Origin of the sequence: Nocardia sp. NPDC049190 (assembly GCF_040648115.1) — a bacterium.
Taxonomy (GTDB): domain Bacteria; phylum Actinomycetota; class Actinomycetes; order Mycobacteriales; family Mycobacteriaceae; genus Nocardia.
This window is the reverse complement of sequence record NZ_JBEZDE010000011.1, coordinates 1-25651: the sequence shown is the minus strand read 5'-3', so window position 1 is coordinate 25651 and position 25651 is coordinate 1. Positions and strand designations below refer to the sequence as shown.

Annotated in this window: 25 protein-coding genes and 1 riboswitch; of the genes, 17 read left to right on the top strand and 8 right to left on the bottom strand. The window is 67.3% G+C overall.

Translation table 11 applies throughout. The annotated features are described in order from the left end of the window. Positions 1–363 precede the first annotated feature (363 nt). From AB0B25_RS12165 to mnhG, 8 genes are all read left to right on the top strand, one after another. Positions 364–2664, top strand: coding sequence for an AAA family ATPase (locus tag AB0B25_RS12165; RefSeq protein WP_357177415.1), 2301 nt, complete (start codon positions 364–366; stop codon positions 2662–2664). A gap of 124 nt (positions 2665–2788) precedes the next feature. Beyond that, positions 2789–4090: a hypothetical protein gene (locus AB0B25_RS12160; protein ID WP_357177413.1), complete on the top strand. Its 1302-nt coding sequence runs from the start codon at positions 2789–2791 to the stop codon at positions 4088–4090. 109 nt (positions 4091–4199) lie between these two features. Continuing rightward, positions 4200–7100, top strand: a complete 2901-nt coding sequence (locus tag AB0B25_RS12155; RefSeq protein ID WP_357177411.1) for a Na+/H+ antiporter subunit A — start codon at positions 4200–4202, stop codon at positions 7098–7100. After that, a complete protein-coding gene (locus AB0B25_RS12150; RefSeq protein WP_357177410.1) occupies positions 7097–7480 on the top strand; it encodes a Na(+)/H(+) antiporter subunit C in 384 nt (127 codons plus the stop codon). Before AB0B25_RS12155 ends, AB0B25_RS12150 begins: the two co-directional genes overlap by 4 nt. Further along, positions 7477–9090, top strand: coding sequence for a Na+/H+ antiporter subunit D (locus tag AB0B25_RS12145; RefSeq protein WP_357177408.1), 1614 nt, complete (start codon positions 7477–7479; stop codon positions 9088–9090). Before AB0B25_RS12150 ends, AB0B25_RS12145 begins: the two co-directional genes overlap by 4 nt. Continuing rightward, positions 9087–9662 carry a Na+/H+ antiporter subunit E gene (locus AB0B25_RS12140; protein WP_357177407.1) on the top strand — a complete coding sequence of 192 codons (576 nt, stop codon included), beginning with the start codon at positions 9087–9089 and terminating at the stop codon, positions 9660–9662. The genes AB0B25_RS12145 and AB0B25_RS12140 overlap by 4 nt, the downstream gene beginning before the upstream one ends. Continuing rightward, positions 9659–9919: a monovalent cation/H+ antiporter complex subunit F gene (locus AB0B25_RS12135; protein ID WP_357177405.1), complete on the top strand. Its 261-nt coding sequence runs from the start codon at positions 9659–9661 to the stop codon at positions 9917–9919. Before AB0B25_RS12140 ends, AB0B25_RS12135 begins: the two co-directional genes overlap by 4 nt. Beyond that, complete coding sequence (mnhG, locus tag AB0B25_RS12130) at positions 9916–10251, top strand: monovalent cation/H(+) antiporter subunit G (RefSeq protein WP_357177403.1); 336 nt, start codon at positions 9916–9918, stop codon at positions 10249–10251. Before AB0B25_RS12135 ends, mnhG begins: the two co-directional genes overlap by 4 nt. A gap of 6 nt (positions 10252–10257) precedes the next feature. Here the strand turns inward: mnhG and AB0B25_RS12125 are convergent, their stop codons facing one another. From AB0B25_RS12125 to AB0B25_RS12105, 5 genes are all read right to left on the bottom strand, one after another. Then, a complete protein-coding gene (locus tag AB0B25_RS12125; protein WP_357177401.1) occupies positions 10258–11625 on the bottom strand; it encodes a DUF5933 domain-containing protein in 1368 nt (455 codons plus the stop codon). 57 nt (positions 11626–11682) lie between these two features. After that, entirely contained in the window at positions 11683–12828 is a 1146-nt protein-coding gene (locus AB0B25_RS12120) for a glutamate--cysteine ligase (RefSeq protein ID WP_357177399.1), read from the bottom strand. Between the two features lie 11 nt (positions 12829–12839). Beyond that, the gene (locus AB0B25_RS12115; protein WP_357177397.1) at positions 12840–13523 is read right to left on the bottom strand and encodes a superoxide dismutase family protein; all 684 of its coding nucleotides are present in this window, start codon (positions 13521–13523) and stop codon (positions 12840–12842) included. Between the two features lie 160 nt (positions 13524–13683). Beyond that, positions 13684–14229, bottom strand: a complete 546-nt coding sequence (locus AB0B25_RS12110; RefSeq protein WP_357177395.1) for a LytR C-terminal domain-containing protein — start codon at positions 14227–14229, stop codon at positions 13684–13686. Between the two features lie 49 nt (positions 14230–14278). After that, on the bottom strand, positions 14279–14629 hold the full coding sequence (locus tag AB0B25_RS12105) for a DUF3263 domain-containing protein (protein WP_357177393.1): 351 nt from the start codon (positions 14627–14629) through the stop codon (positions 14279–14281). A 184-nt stretch (positions 14630–14813) separates the two neighbouring features. On the opposite strand from AB0B25_RS12105, the gene AB0B25_RS12100 reads away from it, so the two are divergent. From AB0B25_RS12100 to thiC, 7 genes are all read left to right on the top strand, one after another. Further along, positions 14814–15404 carry a peptide deformylase gene (locus tag AB0B25_RS12100; RefSeq protein ID WP_357177391.1) on the top strand — a complete coding sequence of 197 codons (591 nt, stop codon included), beginning with the start codon at positions 14814–14816 and terminating at the stop codon, positions 15402–15404. Then, entirely contained in the window at positions 15394–16392 is a 999-nt protein-coding gene (locus AB0B25_RS12095) for a GNAT family N-acetyltransferase (protein ID WP_357177389.1), read from the top strand. Before AB0B25_RS12100 ends, AB0B25_RS12095 begins: the two co-directional genes overlap by 11 nt. Positions 16393–16428: 36 nt before the next feature. Next, a complete protein-coding gene (locus AB0B25_RS12090; protein WP_357177387.1) occupies positions 16429–17244 on the top strand; it encodes an exodeoxyribonuclease III in 816 nt (271 codons plus the stop codon). Positions 17245–17377: 133 nt separating this feature from the next. After that, positions 17378–18004, top strand: coding sequence for a TetR/AcrR family transcriptional regulator (locus AB0B25_RS12085; protein ID WP_357177385.1), 627 nt, complete (start codon positions 17378–17380; stop codon positions 18002–18004). A 175-nt stretch (positions 18005–18179) separates the two neighbouring features. Then, positions 18180–19376, top strand: coding sequence for a homogentisate 1,2-dioxygenase (locus tag AB0B25_RS12080; RefSeq protein ID WP_357177383.1), 1197 nt, complete (start codon positions 18180–18182; stop codon positions 19374–19376). A gap of 14 nt (positions 19377–19390) precedes the next feature. Beyond that, the gene (gene fahA, locus AB0B25_RS12075) at positions 19391–20551 is read left to right on the top strand and encodes a fumarylacetoacetase (protein ID WP_357177381.1); all 1161 of its coding nucleotides are present in this window, start codon (positions 19391–19393) and stop codon (positions 20549–20551) included. Positions 20552–20669: 118 nt separating this feature from the next. Next, a riboswitch (TPP riboswitch) is annotated at positions 20670–20789 on the top strand. Continuing rightward, positions 20782–22473: a phosphomethylpyrimidine synthase ThiC gene (gene thiC / locus AB0B25_RS12070; protein WP_357177379.1), complete on the top strand. Its 1692-nt coding sequence runs from the start codon at positions 20782–20784 to the stop codon at positions 22471–22473. Its footprint overlaps the riboswitch before it by 8 nt. A gap of 45 nt (positions 22474–22518) precedes the next feature. Here thiC and AB0B25_RS12065 read toward each other — a convergent pair whose 3' ends face one another. Both AB0B25_RS12065 and AB0B25_RS12060 read right to left on the bottom strand, forming a co-directional pair. Beyond that, complete coding sequence (locus AB0B25_RS12065) at positions 22519–23310, bottom strand: protein phosphatase 2C domain-containing protein (RefSeq protein WP_357177377.1); 792 nt, start codon at positions 23308–23310, stop codon at positions 22519–22521. After that, entirely contained in the window at positions 23307–24146 is an 840-nt protein-coding gene (locus AB0B25_RS12060) for a sigma-70 family RNA polymerase sigma factor (protein WP_357177376.1), read from the bottom strand. Before AB0B25_RS12060 ends, AB0B25_RS12065 begins: the two co-directional genes overlap by 4 nt. A 224-nt stretch (positions 24147–24370) precedes the next feature. On the opposite strand from AB0B25_RS12060, the gene AB0B25_RS12055 reads away from it, so the two are divergent. Continuing rightward, positions 24371–24619 carry a hypothetical protein gene (locus tag AB0B25_RS12055; protein ID WP_357177374.1) on the top strand — a complete coding sequence of 83 codons (249 nt, stop codon included), beginning with the start codon at positions 24371–24373 and terminating at the stop codon, positions 24617–24619. Then, complete coding sequence (locus tag AB0B25_RS12050) at positions 24616–24801, top strand: hypothetical protein (protein ID WP_357177373.1); 186 nt, start codon at positions 24616–24618, stop codon at positions 24799–24801. Before AB0B25_RS12055 ends, AB0B25_RS12050 begins: the two co-directional genes overlap by 4 nt. A 554-nt stretch (positions 24802–25355) precedes the next feature. On the opposite strand, the gene AB0B25_RS12045 is transcribed toward AB0B25_RS12050, so the two are convergent. After that, positions 25356–25651 (bottom strand): integrase core domain-containing protein (locus tag AB0B25_RS12045; protein WP_357177371.1); only part of this gene is annotated, 296 nt, incomplete at its 5' end.

The following is a 25651-nucleotide window of genomic DNA, read 5'->3' as shown; positions in this document are numbered from 1 at the left end:
CGCGCCTGGCACCAGAATTCCGCGTTTGCCGACAAATCGCCCAGATCCGATCGTCCAGGATGTTCACGCCCTCGCACCCCGTGAGTCGAACCGGCCCAGCGTGCTGCCGATGGCATGTGCGAAGTGTGCCGACTTCGGCGACCGATCGCCGTACCCGACATCGACGGTTCCCCGCCGACGACCGATACCGGTGGCACCGGAAATACCTCCCGTGTGCGCGGTTGCGTGACGACCACGATCCCATGACAAGATGGACAATTCCCCCTCGCCCCGGCGACCGCACCGCCGAGCACGACCCTGTCCGATCGCAGCCGACGCCGCGGGCCACTTACCCATCGCGGCCGCACGCGGCAGAATGGCACAGTGGCAGAACTGGCGCTCACCGCTCGACTGAATCCGTCCGCCGCCGATGCCCGCCGTGGGGTGGTGCGGTTGCATCCGGAGGCGCTGACGGCGCTCGGACTACGGGAGTGGGACGGCATCACACTGGTGGGGACACGGCGCACGGCCGCGGTGGCCGGTGTCGCGCCGAAGGGAACACCCGCCGCCATCGCCCTACTCGACGACGTCACCCTGTCGAACGCCGGACTGCGCGAGGACGCGCAGGTCATCGTCGCGCCCGAGACGGTCTACGGCGCCAGACAGATCTCGGTGAGCGGATCGGTCCACGCGACCCGCACCATCCCGGCCGCGACCCTGCGGCAGGCGCTACTCGGCAAGGTGGTCACGGTGGGCGACGCGGTCTCCCTGTTACCGCGCGACCTCGGCCCCGACATCAGCTCCTCGGCGGCCACCCAGGCGCTGTCACGCACCTTCGGCATCGCGTGGACCACCGAGCTGCTCACCGTCACCGCCACCGATCCGCGCGGACCGGTGAGCGTGCAGCCCAACAGCGCGGTCGTCTGGGGCGCGAGCGTGGTCGCCGCGCGAGACGCTGCCGACCTGGCACTGGCCGGAACGCCGATACCGGCCGGGGAGCCCTCGCGCGGCGCCACCGAGGCCGCCGTGTTCGGCACCGCGGCGGGAACGAATGGCGCACCCGGGGGCCGGAGCGCGCCGACCAGGGATGTGGCGCCGAGCATCACGGTCGAGGATTTGGCTGGCATGCACAGCCAGGCCGCAAAACTGGGCGAGTGGCTCAGCCTCGCCCTGGACGAACCGGAGCTGCTGCGGATACTCGGCGCGACACCGCATCTCGGGGTACTGATCACCGGACCGGCGGGCGTCGGCAAAGCCACGCTGGCGCGCGCCGTCACGGCGCCTCGCCGCATCGTCGAGTTGGACGGCCCCACCGTCGGCGCGGCCGAGAGCGGTGCGCGGCTACGCGAAGTCGCCCAGGCCGTGGCCGATATCTGCTCCGGCCAGGGTGGCATTCTGCTGATCACCGACATCGACGCGCTACTGCCCGCGACCGCCGAGCCGGTGGCGACGCTCATCCTCGACCAACTGCGCGCCGCGGTCGCCGAACCGTGCGTCGCGTTCCTGGCGACCACCGCGCACCCGGCCCAGGTCGACGCGCGACTACGGGCGCCTGACCTGTGCGATCGCGAACTCACGCTGCCGCTGCCCACCGTCGCCGTGCGCAAGGCACTGCTGGAGCAACTGCTGCGCCGGGTGCCGACCGGGGAGCTGACGCTCGACGAGATCACCGCGCGCACCCCCGGATTCGTGGTGTCCGATCTGGCCGCGCTGTGCCGGGAGGCGGCGCTGCGGGCGGCGTCGCGGGCCACTCGGGAGCGCGGCGACCCGCAACTCACCCAGCCGGATCTGCTCGGCGCGCTCGCGGTGATCCGGCCGCTGTCGCGGTCGGGCATGGAGGAACTCGCCATCGGTAGTCTCGCGCTCGACGATGTCGGCGATATGGCGGAGACCAGACAGGCCCTCACCGAAGCGGTGTTGTGGCCGCTGCGTCATCCGGACTCGTTCGCCCGCCTCGGCATCGACCCACCGCGTGGCGTGCTGCTCTACGGTCCGCCCGGCTGCGGCAAGACCTTCCTGGTGCGTGCACTCGCCGGCAGCGGCCAGCTCAGCGTGCACGCGGTGAAGGGCGCCGAGCTGATGGACAAGTGGGTCGGCTCGTCGGAGCGCGCGGTGCGCGAACTATTCCAGCGTGCGCGCGATTCCGCGCCGTCGCTGATCTTCCTCGACGAGCTGGACGCGCTGGCTCCGCGCCGCGGCCAGAGCACCGACTCCGGCGTCGGCGACCGAGTGGTCGCCGCGTTGCTCACCGAACTCGACGGCGTGGAACCACTGCGCGACGTCGTGGTGCTCGGCGCGACCAACCGGCCGGAACTGATCGACTCCGCGCTCCTGCGGCCGGGCAGACTCGAACGGCTGGTCTTCGTACCACCGCCGGACGCGGCCGCGCGTCTGGAGATCCTGCGCACCGTGGCCCGTGCGGTGCCGCTGGCCGACGACGTCGACCTGGCCGTCCTGGCGCGTGACCTGGATGGTTATTCCGCCGCCGACTGCACCGCGCTGCTGCGCGAGGCCGCGCTTGCCGCGATGCGGCGGAACATGGACGCGGCCGACGTCACCACGGCCGATGTGGCCGCCGCCAAGGCGGCGGTGCGGCCCTCGCTCGACCCAGTGCAGATCGACACGCTACGCCGGTACGCGCACACGCGCGGGCAGGCGACCGGCAACGACACTGCCCAGCCCTAGCGCCGAGGCATCGGCGAACGCCCCGTAAACAACAGCTTTCTGGCGTTTTCCCACCATCGACATGCAGCGGCGAATCCGCGGCAATCACGAGGTCCTGCCCTCAGCGCAGGTATCTTCGACAATCATGCGCAGGATCGGCGAGACGGTCGACGCGGCAACGGCCTTCCTCGGAGCCGTGGTCGCGAGTGTGACGCTGTTCCTGCCGGTCACCGTCAACACCATGAGTCAGTCGACGCCCTACCGGATATCCAGTCTGATGAACAGCGGCCCACGCGGCGCCACGATCGGCGTGATCGTCGCCGTCGCGGTAGCGGTGCTGGTCACCACCACAACCCGAACGGTGACGGGGTGGGCGACGGCCTTGACCGGCGCGACCGGACAGTTGATCAACCACTTCGCGGTGCCTGATGCGGCCTCGGCGGACCTACTCACCACGCAGAACTACATCGACTCGGTGTGCGGCGCGGTATTACTCGGCGCGCTGGGCGCCGTGGCGCTGCGCAGGCCACTGCTCGCCGTGGCGTTCGCGGTGGGCGGGGTCGGAATTCTCGCATTCGGCGATCTCGCCGAGTTGCTCGGCATCGCCCCGGATCCGTACTCCGTGTTGGAGACCCCGCCGCGCTGGTCGATCGGGCTGGCGGTCGTACTCCTGGTGTTCAGCACCCTGCGCAATCTGACGCGGACCGTAAAGTCGACCACGCCGGAGGTCGCGGTCGAACTGCCGATCACTCCGATTCTCGCGGCCATGGTGCTGGCATTGGTGGTGCTCGCGGGTAGCGAATGGCTCGGCCGCCAATTCACCAAAGCGCCGGAGGAGAGCCACGCGGTCGAGATCGGAATCGTAGTCGCGGCGACGATCGTCGCCGCGACCGCCGCGGCCATGTTGTTGCCCGGCCGCGACGGCATCGGTGTGTATCTGGCCGTCAGTCTCAGCGCCGCCGTCGACGCGGTGGGCTACGAGGCCCGGCCGGGGTGGAGTCTGTTGGTGCTCATCGCGCTGACCACGTGCGGCGTGATATTCAGCGCCCGCCTACCGTCGGTTGCCCTCGCCATCCTGCTCGTCACCGGCATCGTGGCCTTCGCACTGGTCACCTCGATGGCAGCCAGCCGCGTCGGCTTCGCGGCGATCAGCGCCGCCATCGCGGTGACGGCCGGCTACTGCTGCGGCACCGCACGCCCACGCTCCGCGCCGAGCGGCGTACTGGCGATCGCCGCGCTCTACCTTCCCTCGGCCGTTTCGGTGCTGCCCGCCAGGAACAAGGAGTGGCGCGACGACGTCGCGATGCACGACTCGACTCCGGGGCGCACCGCACTGGCCATTGTCATCGGCAGCGCGATCGGCCTATTCGTGCTGCGCAAGTTCCGACCGCGTAGCAATCCGAACGCGAATGGACAATCCGGGAGCGAACCATTAGCGGACATATAGCTTCGAGGGCGGCGTTCCGTCGGGACGACACGCACCTTCCTGCTAAAGCCCCAGGCTCAACATAGGATCATCCCGAACACGCCGCTGCCGCTACCCGACGGAGTGCAGTTTGCTAGCGATCCTGCTCGCTCATGGCGCAGCTGCCTTGCTTGCGCCGCTGTGGGTGCGGGCACTGGGGCGCAACGCTTTCTACCCGCTCGCGCTGGTCCCGCTCAGCGGCCTGGGCTGGGTGCTCACGAAGTGGGTTGGCCTGCACCGAGTTCACCTGACCTGGGCGCCGAGCATCGCGATGACCATCGATCTGCGCTGTGACGCGCTCACCGCAGTGCTGGCCGCACTAGTACTCGGAATCGGCGCGCTGGTTCTGATGTACTGCGCCAGGTACTTCGAGAACGACGAACCAGGACTCGGTGTGTTCGCCGCCCAACTGGTCGGCTTCGCCGGCGCGATGTTCGGGCTGGTCACCAGCGATAACATGCTGCTGCTCTACGTTTTCTGGGAAGCGACGACCGTGCTGTCGTTCCTGCTCGTCGGCCACAACGCCGAGCAGGCGGTCAGCCGGAGAGCGGCGATCCAGGCCCTGCTGGTGACCGGGGCGGGCGGGCTGGCGATGCTGGTCGGCATCGTCATCCTCGGCGAGGCGAACGAGAGCTACCTGCTGTCGGATCTACTGGCCCGAGCACACCCGCCGAGCGGGCTCGCCGTGAACGTCGCGGTGGCGCTGCTGCTGGTCGGTGCGCTGAGCAAATCCGCGGTGGTGCCACTGCATTTCTGGTTGCCCGGCGCGATGGCCGCGCCGACGCCGGTCAGCGCGTACCTGCACGCCGCGGCGATGGTGAAGGCCGGTGTGTATCTGGTCGCGCGCCTCGCGCCGGTGTTCGCGACGAACCCGGTGTGGCATCCGCTGGTGCTCATCCTCGGACTGACGTCGATGCTGCTGGCTGGTCTGCGGGCACTGCAGGTTGTCGATCTGAAGCTGGTGCTGGCGTTCGGCACGGTGAGCCAACTGGGGTTTTTGATCGTGCTGGTCGGCATCGGCACGCCGAACGCCGCGCTCGCCGGAGTGACGATGATCGTCGCGCACGCGCTGTTCAAGGGATGTCTGTTCATGGTGGTCGGAATCATCGATCACGGTGCGGGGACCCGCGATCTGCGACGCCTGTCCGGCCTGGGGCGTCGCGCCCCGATGCTGTGCGGCACCGCGATTCTCGCCGCGCTCAGTATGGCGGGGATTCCGCCACTGCTCGGCTTCGTCGGCAAGGAGAGCGCGCTGAGCGCCATCTCGGGCGCCGACGTGCTCACCGGGGCGGCCCGCGGCGTGGTGACCGTCGGCGTCGTACTCGGCTCGATGCTGACAGTCGGCTACAGCATCCGGTTCGTGTGGGGCGCATTCGCAGACAAGCACACCGGGCAACCCGGCATATCGAGCAGCACGTCGGTCGGCCCTCATCCGAGCGAAAAACCGAATGGCACGAACGCCACCGACCGCCGCGCCAGTTGGCGCCCGCCGGGCGCGGCCTTCCTCGGACCGCCCGCGGTACTGGCGGTCGCGGGCCTCGTCGCGGGGCTCGCGCCGTCCGGCTTGGACGAAGCACTCAGGCCATACCCCGAAACCATCGCTGGACAGCCTCTTTCACCCCTGTCGCTGTGGCACGGGTTCACTACCCCGCTGGCGCTGACCGCCCTGATCATCGCCGTGGGCATCCTGTTGTACCGGTCACGCGACCATCTCACGGGATCGGGCCGCCCACGTCTGGGCAATGCCGACCGCGCCTACGACACCGCACTGCGTGCGATGGACAAGCTGTCGCTGCGGATGACCGGCGCGGTGCAGCGCGGCTCGTTGCCGCTGAGTCAGGCGGCGATCCTGGTCACCCTGATCATCCTGCCGAGTGCCCTGCTCGTACTCGGCGCCCGGACCGAAGTCGCACTGCGCCTCTGGGATTCGCCACCGCAGCTGGTGATCGGCGCGATCATGGCGGTGTCGGCGCTCACCGCGACGGTGCAGCGCAATCGACTCGCCAGCGTACTGGTGGTCGGTGTCACCGGCTACGGCTGCGGGGTGATCTTCGCGCTGCACGGCGCGCCCGATCTGGCGCTGACCCAATTCCTGGTCGAGACCCTGACTCTCGTGATCTTCGTGTTGGTACTGCGGGCCTTTCCCGCGGAGATCGAGGCAAGCAAGACGGCCGCGTTCCCGGTGCGCCGAGCGATCCTGGCGGTGCTGGTCGGAGTGGTGGTCGCGTTGCTCACCGCGTTCGCCGTCGCGGCGCGCACCGCGGAGCCCATCTGGCACCGGATCCCGGAGGCCGCATACCGGTTCGGCCATGGCAAGAACGCGGTCAACGTGCTGCTGGTCGATATCCGAGCCTGGGACACGCTCGGCGAGGTCTCGGTGCTCGTGGTCGCCGCGACCGGCGTCGCCTCACTGGTGTTCCGCAGCAGACGATTCGGCAGCGCGCCGCGCGCGGCCGATTCTCCCGACTACAACCCGGATCTGGTGAGCTGGCTGCCCGCGGGGCGACTGGTCGACCGAGCCTACCGCTCGATGGTCCTGCAGTTCACCACTCGGCTGGTCTTCCCGACCATCATGGTGCTGTCGGTCTACTTCTTCTTCTCCGGCCACAATGCACCCGGAGGCGGTTTCGCGGGCGGGCTCACCGCCGGACTAGCGCTGACACTGCGTTATCTCGCGGGCGGACGCTACGAACTGGGTGAGGCGCTGCCCGTCGACGCCGGGCATATCCTGGGTGCTGGCCTGTCCTTGGCGGCTGGAACCGCCGCCTCGTCGTTGCTGCTCGGAGCACCGCCGCTGTCCTCGGCGGCAGTCGAACTGACGGTGCCGGTGCTCGGTCATCTGAACCTGGTCACCGCTGCGTTCTTCGACCTCGGCGTCTATCTGATCGTGGTCGGCCTGGTCCTGGACGTACTGCGCAGCCTGGGTGCGCGGCTGGACTACGAGTTGGACCAGATCGAACCGAGCACGGCGCAGAACGGCACCGGCGCATGAGCGCGAATCTGACACTGCTGGTGGTGATCGCCGTCCTGGTCGCTTGCGGGGTATACCTGATCCTGGAAGCCGTCGTGTCGAAGATGCTGCTCGGGCTGATCTTGTTCGGCAATGCGGTGAACCTGCTCATTCTCACCGCGGGTGGCGCCGACGGCAAGCCCCCCATCCGCGGCGCGACCGACGCCGCGGACCAGGAGATGGCCGATCCGCTGGCGCAGGCCATGGTGCTCACCGCCATCGTGATCACCATGGGCCTCGCCGCGTTCGTGCTCGCACTTGCCTACCGCTCCTACATCCTGACCACCACCGAAGACGTGGCGAAGGATACGGAGGACGTGAACGTCGCGCGGCGGGCCGAGCGAGAGGACCCGGAAGCGTGAGACTCTCCCCCGAGCTGCTCCCGGTCCTCGCGCCGCTTCCGGTGCTCGTTCCGCTACTCGGCGCCGCGGCGACGCTGGTCTTCGGGCGTAGGCCACGCACACAGAGTTCGGTCAGTGTCGCCGCGCTCGCCTGCGTGGTCGTGACCTGTGGGTTGCTGCTGTATCTGGTCGACCGGGACGGCACGATCGCGGTGCAGGTCGGCAATTGGGAAACACCGATCGGCATCACCCTGGTGGTGGACCGGTTCTCCGCCGCGATGCTGCTGGTCTCGTCCATCGTGCTGCTGTCGGTGTCGCTGTACGGCGCGGGCCAGAATATCCGCGACGGCGGTGCGCGGCAGCCGACCTCGATCTACCGACCTACGTATCTGGTTCTGACGGCGGGCGTTTCGGCCGCGTTCCTCGCCGGGGACCTGTTCAATCTGTACGTCGGGTTCGAGATTCTGCTGGCGGCCTCGTTCGTGCTGCTCACCGTCGGCGCGACGGCCGAGCGCATCCGCGCGGGCGTGTCCTATGTGATGGTCTCGATGGTGTCGTCGCTGATCTTCCTGACCGGCATCGGCCTGGCCTACGCGGCCACCGGAACACTGAATCTCGCCCAACTCGCCGTCCGGATCAATGCTGTGCCGGAGGGTCCCCGAACCGCGATCTACGCGGTGCTGCTCGTCGCGTTCGGCGTCAAAGCGGCGGTCTTTCCGCTGTCGAACTGGCTGCCCGACTCCTACCCGACCGCTCCGGCGCCGGTGACCGCTGTGTTCGCCGGCCTGCTCACCAAAGTCGGTGTGTACGGGATCATCCGGACGCACTCGCTGCTGTTCCCCGAGGGCGGATTCGGTTCGGTGCTGCTGGTGTGCGGCTTGCTCACCATGCTCGTCGGCATCTTCGGCGCGATCGCGCAGAGCGACATCCGTCGTCTGCTGTCGTTCACGCTGGTCAGCCATATCGGATATCTGATGTTCGGGGTCGGGCTCGCCAACCAGGGCGGCCTGACGGGCGCGGTGTTCTATGTGGCGCACCACATCCTGGTACAGACCGCACTGTTCCTGGTGATCGGTCTGGTCGAGCGACAGGCCGGGTCGACTTCGTTGCGCAGGCTCGGCGGACTCGCCACGACGAGCCCGCTGCTTGCTCTGCTGTTCCTGGTCCCCGCACTGAATCTCGGTGGTATTCCTCCGTTCTCGGGGTTCATCGGCAAGGTCGCGCTGCTGCAGGCGGGCGCGGAACAGGGTAGTGCGCTGGCTTGGGTGCTGGTCGGCGGTTCCGTGCTCACCAGCCTGCTGACGCTCTATGCCGTCGCACGGGTATGGAGCAAAGCCTTCTGGCGCCCACGTGCCGAGGCGCCGGAGGGGCACCTCACCGCGGCGAAACCGCCGACACTGATAGAGGATTCGACCGACGTCCGATATGACGAACGCACCGACCCGGGCCGGATGCCATTGCTGATGGTGCTGTCCACCGCGGCGCTGATTGCGGTCGGACTGAGCCTGACCGTTCTGGCCGGTCCGATCCTCGGCATCGCCGAACGGGCCGCGGTCGATCTGCGCGACCCCGGGGTGTATATCGGCGCGGTGCTCGGCGACGCGCCGGACCACTCGGGAGCGCGGCGATGAGGGCCGGGCGGACACGCGGTGGCCCGCGGCGCGACACCATCGTGCGTTTCGCCATCCTGGTCTGGCTCGCCGTCGTCTACGTCGCGCTGTGGGGCGATCTCAGCGTGGCGAACCTGGTTGCCGGACTGGCGGTCGGTGCACTGATCATGCTGGCACTGCCGCTGCCCCGGGTTCCGGTGTCCGGGCGGTTGAACCCGCTTCCGCTGGTCGAATTGGTCGTGGTCAGCGCCTATTACGCGCTGGAGTCGAGCCTCCAGGTGGCGTGGTTCGCCGTCCGCCCCGCCCAGCTGCCGGTTTCCGGGGTGCTGCGGGTGTACCTGAGCACGCGATCGGATCTGGTGCTCGTGCTGTGCACCGACCTGCTCAATCTGATCCCCGGCACCATGGTGCTGGAGATCGATCGAGAACGCTGTGTCGTCTACGTCCACGTCTTCGACGTCAGCAGCGACGCCGCGGTGGACAAGTTCTACCGGACCACCCGGCGTCTGGAGCGCCTGCTGATCGAAAGCTTCGAACACTCGACCGGATGGCCTTCCACACCACCGACCTCGCCTCCGGAGGTGAACCCGTGACCGTCGTCGCCGTCATCGCGGCCGTTGTGCTGGCCGCCGCCGCCTTGATCACCACCTACCGCGTCGTGGCTGGTCCGAGCACCCTGGACCGGGTCGTGGCCATCGACTCGCTCATGGCCACCGCGGCCGCCGGACTGGCCGTGTGGGCGGGCTACACCACCGATCCCACCGTGGTTCCCGCGATCGCCGCACTGGCGCTGGTCGGTTTTCTCGGCTCGGCCGCCGTTTCCCGCTTCCGGGTGCGGGACGACACATGAACCTCTGGCACGTGCTCGCCGGCGTATTGATCCTGTCCGGCTCGACGTTCGCGCTGACCGCCGCGATCGGGATCGTGCGCTTTCCCGACACCCTCACCCGCATGCATGCCGCCACAAAACCGCAGGTGATCGGGCTGGTCCTGGTGTTGGCGGGCACCGCGATCCAGTTCCACGGGCGCGGCAATATCTGGGCGCTTGCCCTGGTCGGCCTGTTCACCCTGCTCACCGCACCGGTCATCGCTCACCTCCTCGGGCGCACGGCATATCGCGAGCAGCAGGACCGCGACGGCCTGCTGCGCGTCAACGAGCTGCGCGACGACAACGCCGATTGACGACCTTCAGTGCACGGCAGGCAGGACTTCCCGCCCGGGCTGCCGCGCCACCGCACCGCCCGCGAACCACGTCGCGTGGAACGCCGATGCCAGACCGGCGAGCAGCCCGAGTACTACCGTGCCCGCCACCACCGGGTACTCGGCCATCGGGACCGCGAGGTAGCGGTAGGACAGCAGCAGGACGGCCAACACCGCCACGCCGCCTATGACCAGCCGGGTGCGGCCCCACCCCCAGCCCTGCTCCGGCGCGCGCAGTGCCGACTCGACGGTCAGGCACAGTACCGCGCCCGCGACCAAGTCGACGCCGTAGTGATAGCCGAAACCGAGCGTCGCGGCCAGGGTGGCCAGCAGCCAGAACGTGCCGCCCCAGCGAATCCAGCCCGGAGCGGCCGCGCCGTCGGTGTCGCGGCGGGTGTGCAGGAACACCGACAGCGCCCAGGCGGTGTGCATGGACGGCATACAGTTGCGCGGCGTCGCCGTGTCGAACGGCAGCGGAATCGGATTCCGGTCGATCGGCGGCACCACACCCGGCCAGTAATTCCCGAGCTGTAATCCGTGTCCGTCCGGTCCGAACGCGAACATCGGGCCGACCACCGGGAAAAGTAGGTAGACCATCGGGCCGACCAGCCCGAGTACCAGAAATGTGCGCACCAGATAATGCGTCGGCCACCGGCCCGACGGGACGACCCGCCGCAGCTGCCACACCGCTACGACGATCGCCGCCACCGGAAGCTCGATATAGACCCAGTGCAGCACCGCGTAGACGGCGGGCCCCAGTGCGTCGATCGCCCGCCCGAGTACCCAGGACGGGTCGCCGAGCGCATGGTCGGCCAGGATGACGTACTCATCGAGCACGGTCGGCCTGCTGAGCACGGTGACGTGCAGCCACACGTCACCGACCTTGGTAGCCAGCATGAGCAGAGCGCCGAGCGCGGCCGCGGCCAGCGCGTTGCGTCGTTCGGTGCCCGACCAGCGCAGCCAAGCCACCAGCGCCAGCGCGGTGAGTACGATCACCGGACCGTTTCCGATCGCGAACGGCTCACCGGCCACCAGCCTGGCGCTCGCCCACACCACATCGATGGCCACCGCGACACCGAGCGCAACGATCCGGCGCCGCGCCGAAATGCCCACCAGCGCAAGAATCAACCCGGCCCACGGCACCGTCATGGATTTGGGCGTACCGACGTAATCTCGCCAGAGGCTGTCCAGCGGACCTTCGAACCGCTGCCACACCGCGATGACCTGCAACGCGATCAGCAGAACGGGCACAGCGGCGGTCGCGGCGGCGACCCACACCCGGGCCCGCGGCGCGCGCCCCGGCGGGGCCACGCTTCTTGCTCTGGAACCCGGATCTTCGACAAGCACGTCGACCATAGTAAACGGGGGGTGAACGCCATCCCCCTGACCAGCTGAACGCCAGCCGACGTGCGGTTACTGGTTCAGCTCGTCGACCAGCGCGTCCACCACCGCGATCAGATCGCCCTGCGAGGCCGCGGCAACCCGGCGCTGCCGCTGATAGGAGGCTCCCCGCTTGGGGATATCGGCGACCAACGTGAGCTCGTCGGCGCAGCCGAGGCGCGCGGCCGTCGGCTCCAGCCGATTCAGCAAGTCGCTCAGGTCGTCGGTGACCAGCCGCTCGTTGCTGTCGGCGTCGGTGATGATGATCGCATCCAACCCGTAGCGGGCAGCCCGCCACTTGTTCTCCTGCACATGCCAGGGCGGAAGGGTTGGCAGGGTCTCGCCGTTCTCGACCCGGCGATCCAAGTCGACGATCAGGCAGTGGATGAGCGAAGCCATGGCGGCCAGCTCGGCGCGAGTGGAGATTCCGTCGCACACCCGCACTTCGATCGTGCCCCACTTCGGCGCGGGTCTGATGTCCCAGTGCATGCCGCCGAGTTGCTCGAACACACCGGTCCGAAGCTGGTCGTATACGAAATGCTCGAACTGCGTCCAGTTTTCGAACTGGAACGGCAGACCGGCGGTGGGCAACTGCTGGAACATCAAAGTCCGGTTACTGGCGTAGCCGGTGTCCGAGCCGGACCACATCGGCGAGGACGCCGACAGCGCGAGCAGATGCGGGTACGACAGCAGCAGCGAGTTCAGGATCGGAAAGACCTTGTCGCGGTGGGAGACTCCGACATGCACGTGCACGCCCCAGATCATCATCTGGCGGCCCCACCACTGGGTGCGCTCGATCAGCTCGTCGTAGTGCTCCGAGCGGGTCAGCTGCTGAGCCGACCACTGCGCGAACGGATGGGTGCCCGCGCAGAACAGGTCGACACCGAGCCGGTCGGCGGCACGTCGGACGGCGTTCATCGTGCCGGTCAGATCGTCGACCGCCGCGCCGACGGTGTCGTGCACCCCGGTCACCAGCTCCACGGTGTTGCGCAGCAACTCCTTGGTGACCTGCGGCTTGCCGTCGTAGGCGCGCAGATCTCCGACCTCATCGAAGACGTCGGCAGCCGTATTGGACAGATCACGGCTCACCTTGTCGACGAGCGCGATCTCCCATTCCACACCGATGGTGGGCCGGGGCGAGCCCTGGAAGGGAACGTGTTCGATTCCTGCCCCGGCCATGTGGCACCGCGCTACTGGATGACGCCGCAGGCGATGCGACCGCCCGCGTCGCCGGTCGACAGCGTCGTCTCGTCGGGGCCCGCGGTGCCGTCGGCGCGGGTGTAGCGATTGGGGATGTTGCCGAAGTTGTCCGCGTCGGCGTGGATGACCAGGGCCTTGCCCTTGATGTCGGACAGCGTGACCGAGTCGGTGGTGGTGACCAGATGGGCCGAGCCGTCGGAGCGCACCTCGAGCGAGGTCAAATCACCGCTGGCCGGGTGCGCGGTGGCGCCGCCGACCTGCAGATGGCCGCCGGCCGAGAGGAAGTTGCCGGCCGGGCCGCCGCTCGGCGCGACCGAGTTGGGCTCGCACTTGCCCATCTGGTGCATGTGCAGGCCGTGGAAGCCGGGGCGCAGCCCGTGCGCCTCGACGGTGACCCGCAGGTGTTTGCCGTCCTCGGCGAAGTTCGCGGTGCCGACCGCGGCGCCCGATGGGTCCTTCAGCTCGACGTTCACACCGGCCTCGGGTTTCGCGGTGCCGTGCTCGGTCCCCGACTCGCCCGCCGGGGCAGGCGAGGATGTGAATACCGGCGGAGTCGTTCCCTGGACGTTACTCGACTCCTGACTGTTCGAGCAGGCAGCGAGGCCGAGTACCGCGACCGCGAGCACCGGGGTCACAGTCCACCAGGACGGGCGACGAGTTGTGTACGGGGCCATCGGAGAACTCCTTTACGAGTAACGAGTTTACGAGTAATGCTGCGTGGGCACGTTCGTTACCGGACAAGATGATGCCACGCCGCCATGTCACACCCGGACAAGGGCCGCGTGCCGCCGTACGTCGGGCCGGCCCGGTTCACGGTCGGGCCGGTCCTACCGGTCAGTTACCCGTGACAATCACTGTCACACCCGGTTCGGAGTCGCCGATCGCGTCCGACTTCGGCGCGACGGCCGCGCCGAGTTCGGTCGCGATGGCCTGGGCGGCCTCCCGGTCACCGGACGAAGTCCCGTAATACACGGTGGTTTTCGGAATGGTCGTGCCGGGATAGTTTCCGGTTTCCGCGATCGTCCAGCCGCTCTCGGAGAGCTGACTCGCCGTCTTGGCCGCGAGACCGGCGACCAAGCTGTTGTTGAGCACGCGCACCGGCACCGAACGAGCCGCCGGAGTCGTGGATGCGGAGGTCGACGATGTGCCCGCGGCGGTCGCGTCCTTGGTCTTGGGCACCGTCGTATTCGCGGGCACCTGCGGTGCCGCGGCCGCGCTGGAGGTCGCCGAGGAACCGGTTCCCGAGGCGTCGGTGGCCGAGGCATCGGAATTCGACAACGACATCGCGCCGAGGCCGGCGAAAACAATGGCCAACGCGATCAGCACCATCGCCAGCGCACGCAACGGTGGCCCACCGGAGGTGGGGTTCGGGTAGCTCACCCGCTCGAGCCTAGTCGCACAGCACGGGTCCAGGTCCGCATCACCGGCGTTACACCTGGAAACCGAGCCGACGCGCGGCCCGGGCCTTCTGCCTGCTCGCGCGCAGCCTGCGCAGGCGTTTCACCAGCATCGGGTCCACGGCCAGCGCTTCGGGGCGGTCGACCACCGTGTTGAGTACCTGGTAGTAGCGAGTCGGCGACATGCCGAACAGTTCCCGGATCGCTTCTTCCTTGGCCCCCGCGTACTTCCACCACTGCCGCTCGAAGGCCAGGATGTCGTGCTCACGACGGCTCAGACCGTCACCCTCTTCCGACTGAGCCGAGATCCCCACCGTGGCATCTTCGCTCGCGGAAGGGCCGTCTTGGATCGCGGAAAGATTCCGAGCCGCTGCGCCGTCCATCTTGCTCCCTCGCCGAGTAGCCACCAGACGAAAATGGTGCTTGTACGTCGCGGATTATTCAACCATGACAGCCGTAAATCACCCGTTCGCGCCGCGGCGTGTTCACTACCTGCCGGTAGGTGTGTCCGGGCGGTCCGGGCACCCCCGCGGCCGGTGTGGCGGCCCGCACGACGATAATCGACCCATGGCAATCCTCCCGATCGTGATCGTCGGCGACCCGGTTCTGCACAACAAGACCGAGCAGGTCACCCAATCACCGGAGGAATTGGCTCCGCTCATCGCGGACATGTACGACACGCTCGACGCGGCGCATGGTGTCGGTCTGGCAGCCAACCAGGTGGGCGTCGCGCTGCGTCTGTTCGTCTACGACTGCCCCGATATCGCCGCCGACGGCACCACGGCCCGTCGACGCGGCGCCGTGATCAACCCGGTCCTGGAGACCTCGCGGATCCCGGAGACCATGCCCGACCCGGAGGACGACGAAGAGGGCTGCCTGTCCGTCCCCGGCGAGTTGTTCCCGACCGGCCGCGCCGAGTGGGCCAAGGTGACCGGCACCGACGAGCACGGCGATCCGGTCGAACTGGAGGGCAACGGCTTCTTCGCCCGCATGCTCCAACACGAGGTCGGCCACCTGGACGGTTTCCTCTATGTGGACGTGCTGATCGGCCGCAACGAACGGGCGGCGAAAAAAGCGATCAAGCGGAACAAGTGGGGCACACCCGGACTGAGTTGGCTGCCGGGCACGGTTCCCGATCCATTCGGACATGACGACTGACCCCGGCATCGGGCGTCCGGACATTCCACTCGGCCGCCGGGTAGTGCTGCGCTACCGGCTGCCGGCGGGCTATCCGCAACCGATGACCGACGTGATCGGCGAACTCGTCGCGCTGGATCCGCCGACCGTGCGCGGCGCCGACGGGCAGCTCGTTTCGGTGACGCCGGAGCGGGTGGTTGCCCTGAAAGCCATCGGGGCGCGACCGATCCGCACCAAAGAGATCCGCGCGCTGGAGGCCGCCGCCGCCTACGCCTGGCCGGGAGTCGAACACGGCTGGATCGACGGCTGGATGCTCCGGGCCGGCCACGGCTATACCGGTCGCGCCAATTCCGCTGTGCCGCTGGGCAGTTCCACGCAACCGGCCGTCCTCGCGGCGGACACCCTGCACCGGATCGGAGAGTGGTACGCCACGCGCGGACTGCCCGCTCTGCTCGCGTTGCCCGACCGGTTCGCCGCGGCGCCGCCGGGCTGGCACAGCCGGCGGGAAACACTGGTGCTGGCCATCGATATCGGCAATTTCGTTCTGCCGCAGGGTCCTTCGATGGTGCGTGTCACGCCCGCACCCGATACCGATTGGCTGGAACTGCACCGTAGCGGCGACGACGCCACGGCAGCGAGCGCTTCCGCACCTGTTCGCGAGGTGCTGACCGCCGTGCACGACGGCGAACTCGGCTTCGCGGCGCTCGGCCTGCCGCGGCCCATCGCGATCGGCCGCGGCGCGCTGACCACCGCGCCGGACGGACGCCACTGGGTAGGCCTGAGTTGCGTGGCCGTCGCGCCGGCGCACCGCAGGCACGGGCTCGGATCGCTGGTCTGCGCCGAACTGATCCGCTGGGGCAGCACGCGCGGCGCGACGCACGCCTACCTCCAGGTGGAAGCGACGAACGCGGCCGCCCGCGCGATGTACCGCGAACTGGGCTTCGTCGAGCACCACAGCTACCGCTACGCGGGCCCGACGGCACTCGCCGAGCCCGGCGGCCCGCGGTAGAACGGACCCTGTCACCCCGTACGAAGGAAGGCCACTGTGCGTCTCGCCACCTGGAACGTCAATTCGATCCGCTCCCGGCTCGACCGTGTCGCGGACTGGCTGGACCGCCAGGACATCGACGTGCTGGCCATTCAGGAGACCAAGTGCCGCGACGACCAGTTCCCGTTCGAGCGGTTCGACGAACTCGGTTACGAGGTGGCCCACCTCGGCATCAACCAGTGGAACGGGGTGGCGATCGTATCCCGGGTCGGCCTGACCGACGTCGAGTTCGCCTTCCCGAACCAGCCGGGGTTCGACAAGGACGCGGGCGACGCGCTGATCAGCTCGCCGGTGGTCGAGTCCCGCGCGATCGGGGCGACCTGCGGCGGCGTCCGGGTGTGGAGTTTGTATGTCCCCAACGGCCGCACACTCGACGACCCGCACTACGCGTACAAACTGGAATGGCTTGCCGCGCTGCGGGACAACGGCGCGCGCTGGCTGGCCGAGCACTCGGAGGCGAAGATCGCGCTGGTGGGTGACTGGAATATCGCGCCGACCGACGACGACGTGTGGTCGGTCGAGTTCTTCGCCGACAAGACGCACACATCGCGGCGGGAACGGGAAGCGTTCTCCGCCGTCGTCGACGCGGGGTTCGTGGACGTCATGCGGCCGTTCGCCCCCGGGCCGGGCGTCTACACCTATTGGGACTACACCCAACTGCGTTTCCCACGCAAAGAGGGCATGCGCATCGATTTCATCCTCGCCTCGCCCGCCTTGGCCGCCACCGCGACGGACGCGATGGTCGACCGCGAGGAGCGGAAAGGTAAGGGCGCCAGCGACCACGCACCGGTGATCGCCGAGTTCACCGACTGACCTCGAGCTATCTCGACGCAACCATACCGGTCGCACCCTCCGGCGCTGTGCGCGACATCGTCCTCGCGCGGCGGAATTCCCCTTCCCACCGGACCAGCAGTACCCTCCCGACCAGCGCTGATATGTTGTCGACATGGGTAGCGATTCGGCCGTAAAGGTACGGCGGCGGGCGCGGCATCTCGGCCCGGAGCGACGCCGCCCACAGGTACTCGACACCGCGCTGGCAATCGCCGTGGAACACGGCATCGCCGCGGTCACCATGGCCGCGATCGCGGAGCGGATGCAGGTGACGCGCCCGGTGGTGTATGCCTGCTTCGCCGATCGCGTCGAGTTGATCGAGGCGCTGATCCGGCGCGAAGAGAGCTACCTGGTCAGCGGGGTACTGGAGGTGGTGACGCCGCGCGAGGTGAACGCGGACGAAACCGTGTTTGTCGAAGGCTTCCGCGCGCTGCTGACGAAGGCCGCGGGTCGGCCCGACGCGTGGCGGCTGGTGTACGGCAATCCCGATCCCGCCGTGGCGGATTCGTTCGGACGCGGCCGCGCGCTCGTGGTCGAGCGCTGCGCCGAGTTGCTGCGTCCCACGCTGCGCGCGTGGGGCACCGAGGACGCCGACGGCAAGCTGCCCGTGCTGGTGGAGCAGTGGGTGTCCGCGGGCGAAGGCGCGGTGCGGGCCCTGCTCGCCGACGAGGGCAGCTGGACGCCACAGGAGCTCGGCGCGTTCGTCGGCGCCGCGGTCTACCGCGCGCTACGCCACGCCTGACTGAATGGATGACAATTATTCGTCCACGAACATGATTGATCGACAATTTGCTAGGCAAAGTGGCTATATTGTGGAATAATTTGCGCCGCCGCGTCGCGTTTTCGCTCCGCTCAGCAGGTCCGATCACTACGATGGTGATCAACTATCCGACCACCGGCCTGGCGGAGGAACGGCTATGGCGTTCTATCGGCACCTGGGTGCGGTGCCACCGAAGCGGCACACCCAGCATCGCGATGATCAGGGGCGGCTCTATTACGAAGAGCTGATGGGCGAGGAGGGATTCTCCGGCGACTCCGCGCTGTTGTATCACCGTGGACTGCCGCCCGCGATAGTCGATTCGACGGTGTGGGAGCTAACCGATCAGTCCACGACGCCGAATCATCCACTGCGTCATCGCCATTTACGTCTCCACGCCCTGTTCCCCGGCGACACTCCGACCGAGACCGATCCGGTCACCGGTCGGCGCCTGCTGCTGGGCAACGCGGACGTGCGGATCCACTACGTGGTCGCCGAACGCGGCTCTCCGCTGTATCGCAATGCGATCGGTGACGAGCTGGTGTATGTGGAGTCCGGCGCCGCCGTCGTCGAAACCGTCTTCGGCGCATTGCCCGCGCGGAAGGGCGATCAGGTGCTCATTCCGCGGGCCACCACCCACCGCTGGCTGCCCACCGGACCGGAACCGTTGCGCGCCTATGTGATCGAGGCGACCGGCCATATCACGCCGCCGAAACGATACCTGTCCAAGTTCGGTCAGTTGCTCGAGCACGCCCCCTACTGTGAGCGCGACCTACACGGGCCCACCGAGACGATCACCGTCACCGGCGCCGACGTCGAGGTGCTGGTCAAACACCGGCCCGGCGGAAAGGTCGTCGGCACTCGACTGGTCTACCGGACTCATCCCTTCGACGTGGTGGGCTGGGACGGCTGCCTGTATCCGTTCACCTTCAATATCGGCGATTTCGAGCCGATCACCGGCCGCATCCATCAGCCGCCGCCCGCGCACCAGGCGTTCGAAGGCGGTAATTTCGTCGTCTGCAATTTCGTACCGCGCAAGGTGGACTACCATCCGTTGTCGATTCCGGTGCCGTACTACCACTCCAACGTCGACTCCGACGAGATCATGTTCTACTGCGGCGGAAGCTACGAGGCACGGAAAGGGTCCGGGATCGGGCAGGGCTCGGTGTCGGTGCACCCGGGCGGCTATGCGCACGGACCGCAGCCGGGCGCCTATGAAAACAGCATCGGACTCGAATTCTTCGACGAATTGGCCGTTATGGTCGATACCTTCCGCCCGCTGGAACTCGGTGAAGGCGCGGTGGCCTGCGAGGACCCGAACTACGCGTGGACCTGGTCCGGGCGGGGTCCCGCGTGAAAACCAGGATCGAGGTGGCCGCCGATTCCGTTTTCGGGCCGGACAACCTGCCCTATGGTGTGTTCGCGCCGCGCGGGCGAGGAGGTCGGGTGGGTGTCCGGATCGGCGATCACGTCATCGATCTCGCCGCGACACTCGAGGACGCGACCTTCGCCAGGCCCGGATTGGCAGTGTTCATGGCGCAGGGCCCCGAGCGATGGCGCGAGGTGCGTGATCGAGTCCGTGAGTTGGTCGACGGCGAGATCGACAGCGCCGCGGTGCATGCGCTGTCCGAGGTGGACCTCGGCCTGCCGGTACGCATCGGCGACTACGTGGACTTCTACGCGAGCATCGATCACGCGACGAACCTCGGCCGCTTGTTCCGGCCGGACGGCGAACCGCTGCTGCCGAACTGGCGACATCTGCCGGTCGGCTACCACGGCAGAGCGGGCACCGTGGTGGTCTCCGGCACCGAGGTGGTGCGTCCGCACGGGCAGCGCGGCACCGACTCGGGCACTCCGGATTTCGGCCCGTCGCGACGGCTGGACATCGAAGCTGAACTGGGGTTCCTGATCGGCGTCGGCTCCCCGCTCGGCAGGCCGGTCGACATCGACGAGTTCGGCGACCGGATATTCGGCGTCGCGCTGATCAACGACTGGTCGGCCCGGGATATCCAGGCGTGGGAATACCAGCCGCTCGGACCATTCCTCGGCAAGTCGTTCGCGACCTCGATCTCGGCCTGGGTGACACCGCTGGCGGCGCTGGAGGCCGCCCGGATCCCGCTGCCCGAGCAGTCGCCGGAGCCATTGCCCTATCTCCAGGGGACCGAGCGGTGGGGCCTCGATATCGATTTCACCGTCGCCTGGAACGGACAACCGGTCACATATCCGCCCTACGCCAGGATGTATTGGTCACCGGCGCAAATGCTGGCGCATCTCACCGCGAACGGCGCGGCCACCCGGACCGGCGACCTCTACGCCTCCGGCACCGTCTCCGGACCGAAGCCGGACCAGCGCGGCTCGTTCATCGAATTGTCCTGGGGCGGAACCGCACCGGTTCTGGTGAACGGCCAGCAGCGCACCTTCCTGGAGGACGGTGACGAGGTGACCATCACTGCCACCGCCCCCGGCCCGAACGCCGCGCGGATCGGACTCGGTGAGGTGAAAGGCCGCATCCAGCCGGCCCGGTCGCGGTGATTCCCTGATATCCGGACGCCGGACACTGTCGAGTGGCTGGGGCGCCGAATCCGCCGACGTGGACCGCGTCGAATCGCCGGGCACTCCGGGTGGACGGGTATGGTCGGTCGGGAAATTCACAAGCCAAACGGGGGCTCGCACCAGCGGGCTGAGAGGACGGCTAGCCGAACAGGCGCCAGGGCCGTCGACCGTATGAACCTGACCGGGTAATGCCGGCGTAGGGAGGAAAGATGGCAATCACCGCTGCGTCCGACGGTGCCTCCGCACCTGTCGACGGGGTCACCACCGGCCCCATCGAGGGCAGCAACAAGCACTACCTGGAGGTCGATGAACTGCGCATTCCGGTGCGCCGGATCACGCTGAGCAATGGCGAGCACTTCGACGTCTACGACACTTCGGGCCTGTACACCGACGGCACGGCGGAGATCGACCTCGAAGCCGGTCTGCCGAAGCTGCGCGACGCGTGGACCAGGCCCGAGCCCGGGTCCGCGCAAACACCCGCTGCCGCCGCCGAACTCACCGATGGCCCACGTACCCAGCTTGCCTGGGCGCGCCAGGGCATCGTCACACCGGAGATGCGCTTCATCGCCGCGCGCGAAGGGGTCTCGCCGGAGTTGGTGCGCGCCGAGGTGGCCGCGGGTCGGGCGGTGATCCCGGCCAACCACCGGCACCCCGAGCTCGAGCCGACCATCATCGGCAAGAAGTTCCTGGTCAAGATCAACGCCAATATCGGCAACTCGGCCGTCTCCTCCTCGATCGCCGAGGAGGTGGAGAAGATGGTGTGGGCCACCCGCTGGGGCGCCGACACCATCATGGACCTGTCCACCGGCAAGAACATCCACGAGACGCGCGAATGGATTCTGCGCAACTCGCCGGTTCCGGTCGGTACCGTACCGATCTATCAGGCGTTGGAGAAGGTCAACGGCGACCCGACCGCGCTCACCTGGGAGATCTACCGCGACACTGTGCTCGAGCAGTGTGAGCAGGGCGTCGATTACATGACCGTGCACGCGGGCGTGCTGCTGCGCTATGTGCCGCTGACCGCCAAGCGGGTCACCGGCATCGTCTCGCGCGGCGGGTCGATCATGGCGGCGTGGTGTCTGGCCCACCATCAGGAATCGTTCCTGTACACGCACTTCGAGGAGCTCTGCGAGATTCTCGCGCGCTACGACGTCACGTTCTCGCTCGGCGACGGCCTGCGCCCGGGCTCCATCGCCGACGCCAACGACGAGGCGCAGTTCGCCGAGTTGCGCACCCTCGGCGAACTGACGACGATCGCGAAGTCGCATGGCGTGCAGGTGATGATCGAGGGACCCGGGCACGTGCCGATGCACAAGATCGTGGAGAACGTGCGACTCGAGGAGGAACTGTGCGAGGAGGCGCCGTTCTACACGCTCGGCCCGCTCGCCACCGATATCGCCCCCGCCTACGACCACATCACCTCGGCCATCGGCGCCGCGATCATCGCACAGGCGGGCACGGCCATGCTCTGCTACGTCACGCCGAAGGAACACCTCGGCCTGCCCAACCGCGACGACGTCAAGGTCGGTGTGATCACCTACAAGATCGCCGCACACGCCGCCGACCTGGCCAAAGGACACCCGCACGCCCAGGACCGGGATAACGAATTGTCCAAGGCGCGGTTCGAATTCCGCTGGCGCGACCAGTTCGCGCTGTCACTGGATCCCGACACCGCCCGCGAATACCACGACGAGACACTGCCCGCCGAGCCCGCCAAGACCGCGCACTTCTGCTCGATGTGCGGCCCGAAGTTCTGCTCGATGCGCATCTCGGCCGACGTACGCGAGTACGCGGCGCGCCAAGGCCTGACCGAGGCCGACGCACTGGAGGCGGGGATGGCGGAGAAATCCGCGGAGTTCGCCGACCGTGGCAAGGCCGTCTATCTGCCGGTCGTTTCGTAGCAAGTGATCGCCGCCCGCCGACCTTCGGCGGGCGGCGGGATCGGTTTACAGTCGAATCACCGCGACTGTCTTGTCGTCGTGCCGTTTCGACCGAGGCTGATACTGCCCGTCGGGGTCGACAGAAGACTCCCACCGGCGGCATCGCACCAGCAGATTTTCGAGTTCTATGTTGTCGAGTCGAGCAACGTCGTGCCATGAAATCCCCAGCGCCGCAATAGGGTTGGTCGCGCCATCGGTAGCGAGAACGACCCAGTCGACGCCGTCGACCGGAGTACGCAGCGTGACGGCCTCGGAAGCCGCGTTCGGGTCCGCTTCTGCGATCCAATAGCCACCCTCGCGGTTCCGATTCGCGCGCTGTCGACGCCGAAGCGAGCGAAGCAATCCGCGATGGCGCTCGTCGTATCCACTACCCCGTTTCAACCGCTCTCGGTAAGCGCCCGACTCGGGAAGCTGGAGATCCGCAAGCCTCGTGTCGGCGATGGTCCGAACAGAGCCATCCGAGCCTCCGATGATGATCGGCGAGTCACCCAGCACGAGGTAGTCGAGTACGTTGCCGTCGAGTCTCATAATCGCGACTGTGCTGGATGGCGCCCTACCGGGATGTAGGTCGAGTTTGTCGGCTGTGCTGCGGATTGCTTCGCGAAGGACATCCGACAAGTCGGTGTCATTATCGATCGTCTGATAGAGCTGATCAGCCAGAGTGTCGACATACAGCGTCGCGGGAGGTACATCCGGTCCATGCGAGGACGCGCCGTCGAGCACAGCGACCGCGCGGCATGTGACAAGAACCCGGTCCTCACCCGAATCGGTTGACAACTGCGCGGTTACGACCTTCATCGTCGCAGGACTATGTTGGGCCCGAGGATGATTCGGCTATCAGAGACCGAGAAGTCGGCATCGAAGTCGCATTCGACAACCCCACTCGCCGTGTCGGCTGCCGGGTCGAACAACTCTGCGACATACTTGTCGATCCACCGCGCGACACCCAGTGATCCGATGCTGGTGATACCCGCGATGTGCACGATCACCCGCCCCCGGTCTTCGCGTCGACGGAAGTAGCCGATATCGATCCGGGTATGAGCATCAGCGCGGAACGGCGATTCGTATCGTCGGCCAGTGTGCGTATCGATAATCCACCACCCGTCATCGTGCCGCTCGATATCGAAGTCGGGGTCGTCGTTCATCAGGTTCCGTGCCACCGGGGCGGACTTCGGTCCGCAGATGATTACACAGTCGCCACTCGGCGGCACATCACGGTCGGAGTCGATGGCGATGCGAGTTGAGGCGAGCGACAAGCGGGCAAGGGTTGCCTCGACTTGCTCCTGGGCCGCCTGATCGTTGGCGTCGAAGTAGGGCCGCTCGCGGCCATCCTCGAATCCGTAGCGCCGAGGGATACCGACAGATACAGGTCCCACACCGAAGAACGCGCGTTCGGGTCCGGGCGCGGTTGTTCGAATCTGAGTGATACGCCCCTTGGTGATGCCGAGCTGCGCTGCGATGTCTGTGTAGCTCATGCCCTGTTGGTGATGCGCCTCTTCGATGGCCGCCTTCCGCAGCCGAGCAAGTTCGATCGCCCGCTGCTGATAGATGGTGATCAGGTCCGTTGCCCTGCGGCCACGCCGGATCGGATCCGGGTCGTTCCGGAGCGCGTCGAAGTCGTCGGCAATCGCCACATCGCGAGTTTAGAGGGTCTTGACTCGTATCTCACAGTCGGCGTAGCCTGAGTTTATCCCCCCTAAACAGACCCAGGGAGCCTAGCGGAGCGGGAGTTTATAGGGGGTAAATGGACGAGGAGGGAGGGCCATGGCACTGCGCGGAAAAGTCTCGATGGGCCGCACCATGACGTTCTCATGCACTTATTCCAACCGAACAGCACATACGAGCAAGGGGGTACGAAATGGCCGAAATTCTGATCGTTGGCACAGCAACCGTCTTCACGCTCTGGTTGATCTTCTTCGCCCTGCCCAGCCTCATAGGGCATTTCGGTGGCTGCCACCCAGCACCAGCCACCCTCTACGGCATCGAGCGGGCCCACGAGGTGATGCAGGACCTAATCGACTGCGACACGGACACCTGCGCAGCCAAGCGCACGGCCATGGACGTTCTCATTGCCGCCAAGCACCTCGCCCCGGCGAGGCTCCGATGATCCCTCATCCCGCCCGAGAGCAGATCGACCTCTGGGCATCAGCCTCCCGCGACTGCACTCTCGGCATCATCATCGAGGGCCAGGATCACGCCCGCTATCTGCTTTCCGCTCACACCGGGCACGGCCCCTGCTGCCAGCCCTACCAGGACGCGTTGAGCGCTGTTTCAGTGGCGATGGGATGAGCGACCCGATCGGAATTATGCAATCCCACATCGACGGTTCGGTGTACATCGTCGGCGCGGACGGATTCCTGTACACCGCTGAGGAGTACGCCGACCTGCTCAGGGAAGCGAACGACAGGTCACCAGAACATCTCCAACGTGTCGCTGACGCGGTCCGGGAATGGGCAAGACCATTAGATGACCCTGAGTAAACCACCAGTTCGACTGAGCGTCTGCCGACCGTGCGACTGTATGCGCGACCATGAACTGAGCGACCGAGCAAGTGGCACATACCGGTGCGGAATTCGTTGGCTGAGGCGACAAATGTGGACCCGAAATCGGTTGAACGCTGGGTGAACCTCGGTCGAGTCCCTCGGCGGCGCACCGCAATCCAAGCCGCCGAGTGTTTGGGTGAGGACGTTCATGCCCTGTGGCCCGCCCTACAGCAGGCGCGTACAGCCCGCGCCGTCAGCCCCGAACTCGTTGCCCTCTACGACCAGAGAGCAGATGTCTCGGTGAGCGGTCCCCGATGACGAGACCACCCGGAAATAGAGCCGGGTGATTTCGTTCCGTGTTCAGTTGGTTCCGCAGGCCATCGGATGATGGGTGTGGGTGCAGGCCGCAGCGTACTCGGCCGGCGTGTGATAACCCAGCGCCGAATGCCGGTGCCGCCGGTTGTGGTCGGTCTTGAAATCGCCGATCACCACCCGGGCCTCGAGCAAGGTGATCCAGTGGTTGCGGTTGAGGCACTCGGTCCGCAGCCGCCGGTTGAACGATTCGATGAAGCCGTTGTTCCAGGGCGTGCCCGGTGGAATGTAGGAGATCCCGACCCTGTCAGAGCAAAACTGTTGCAGGGCAGTCGAAATCATCT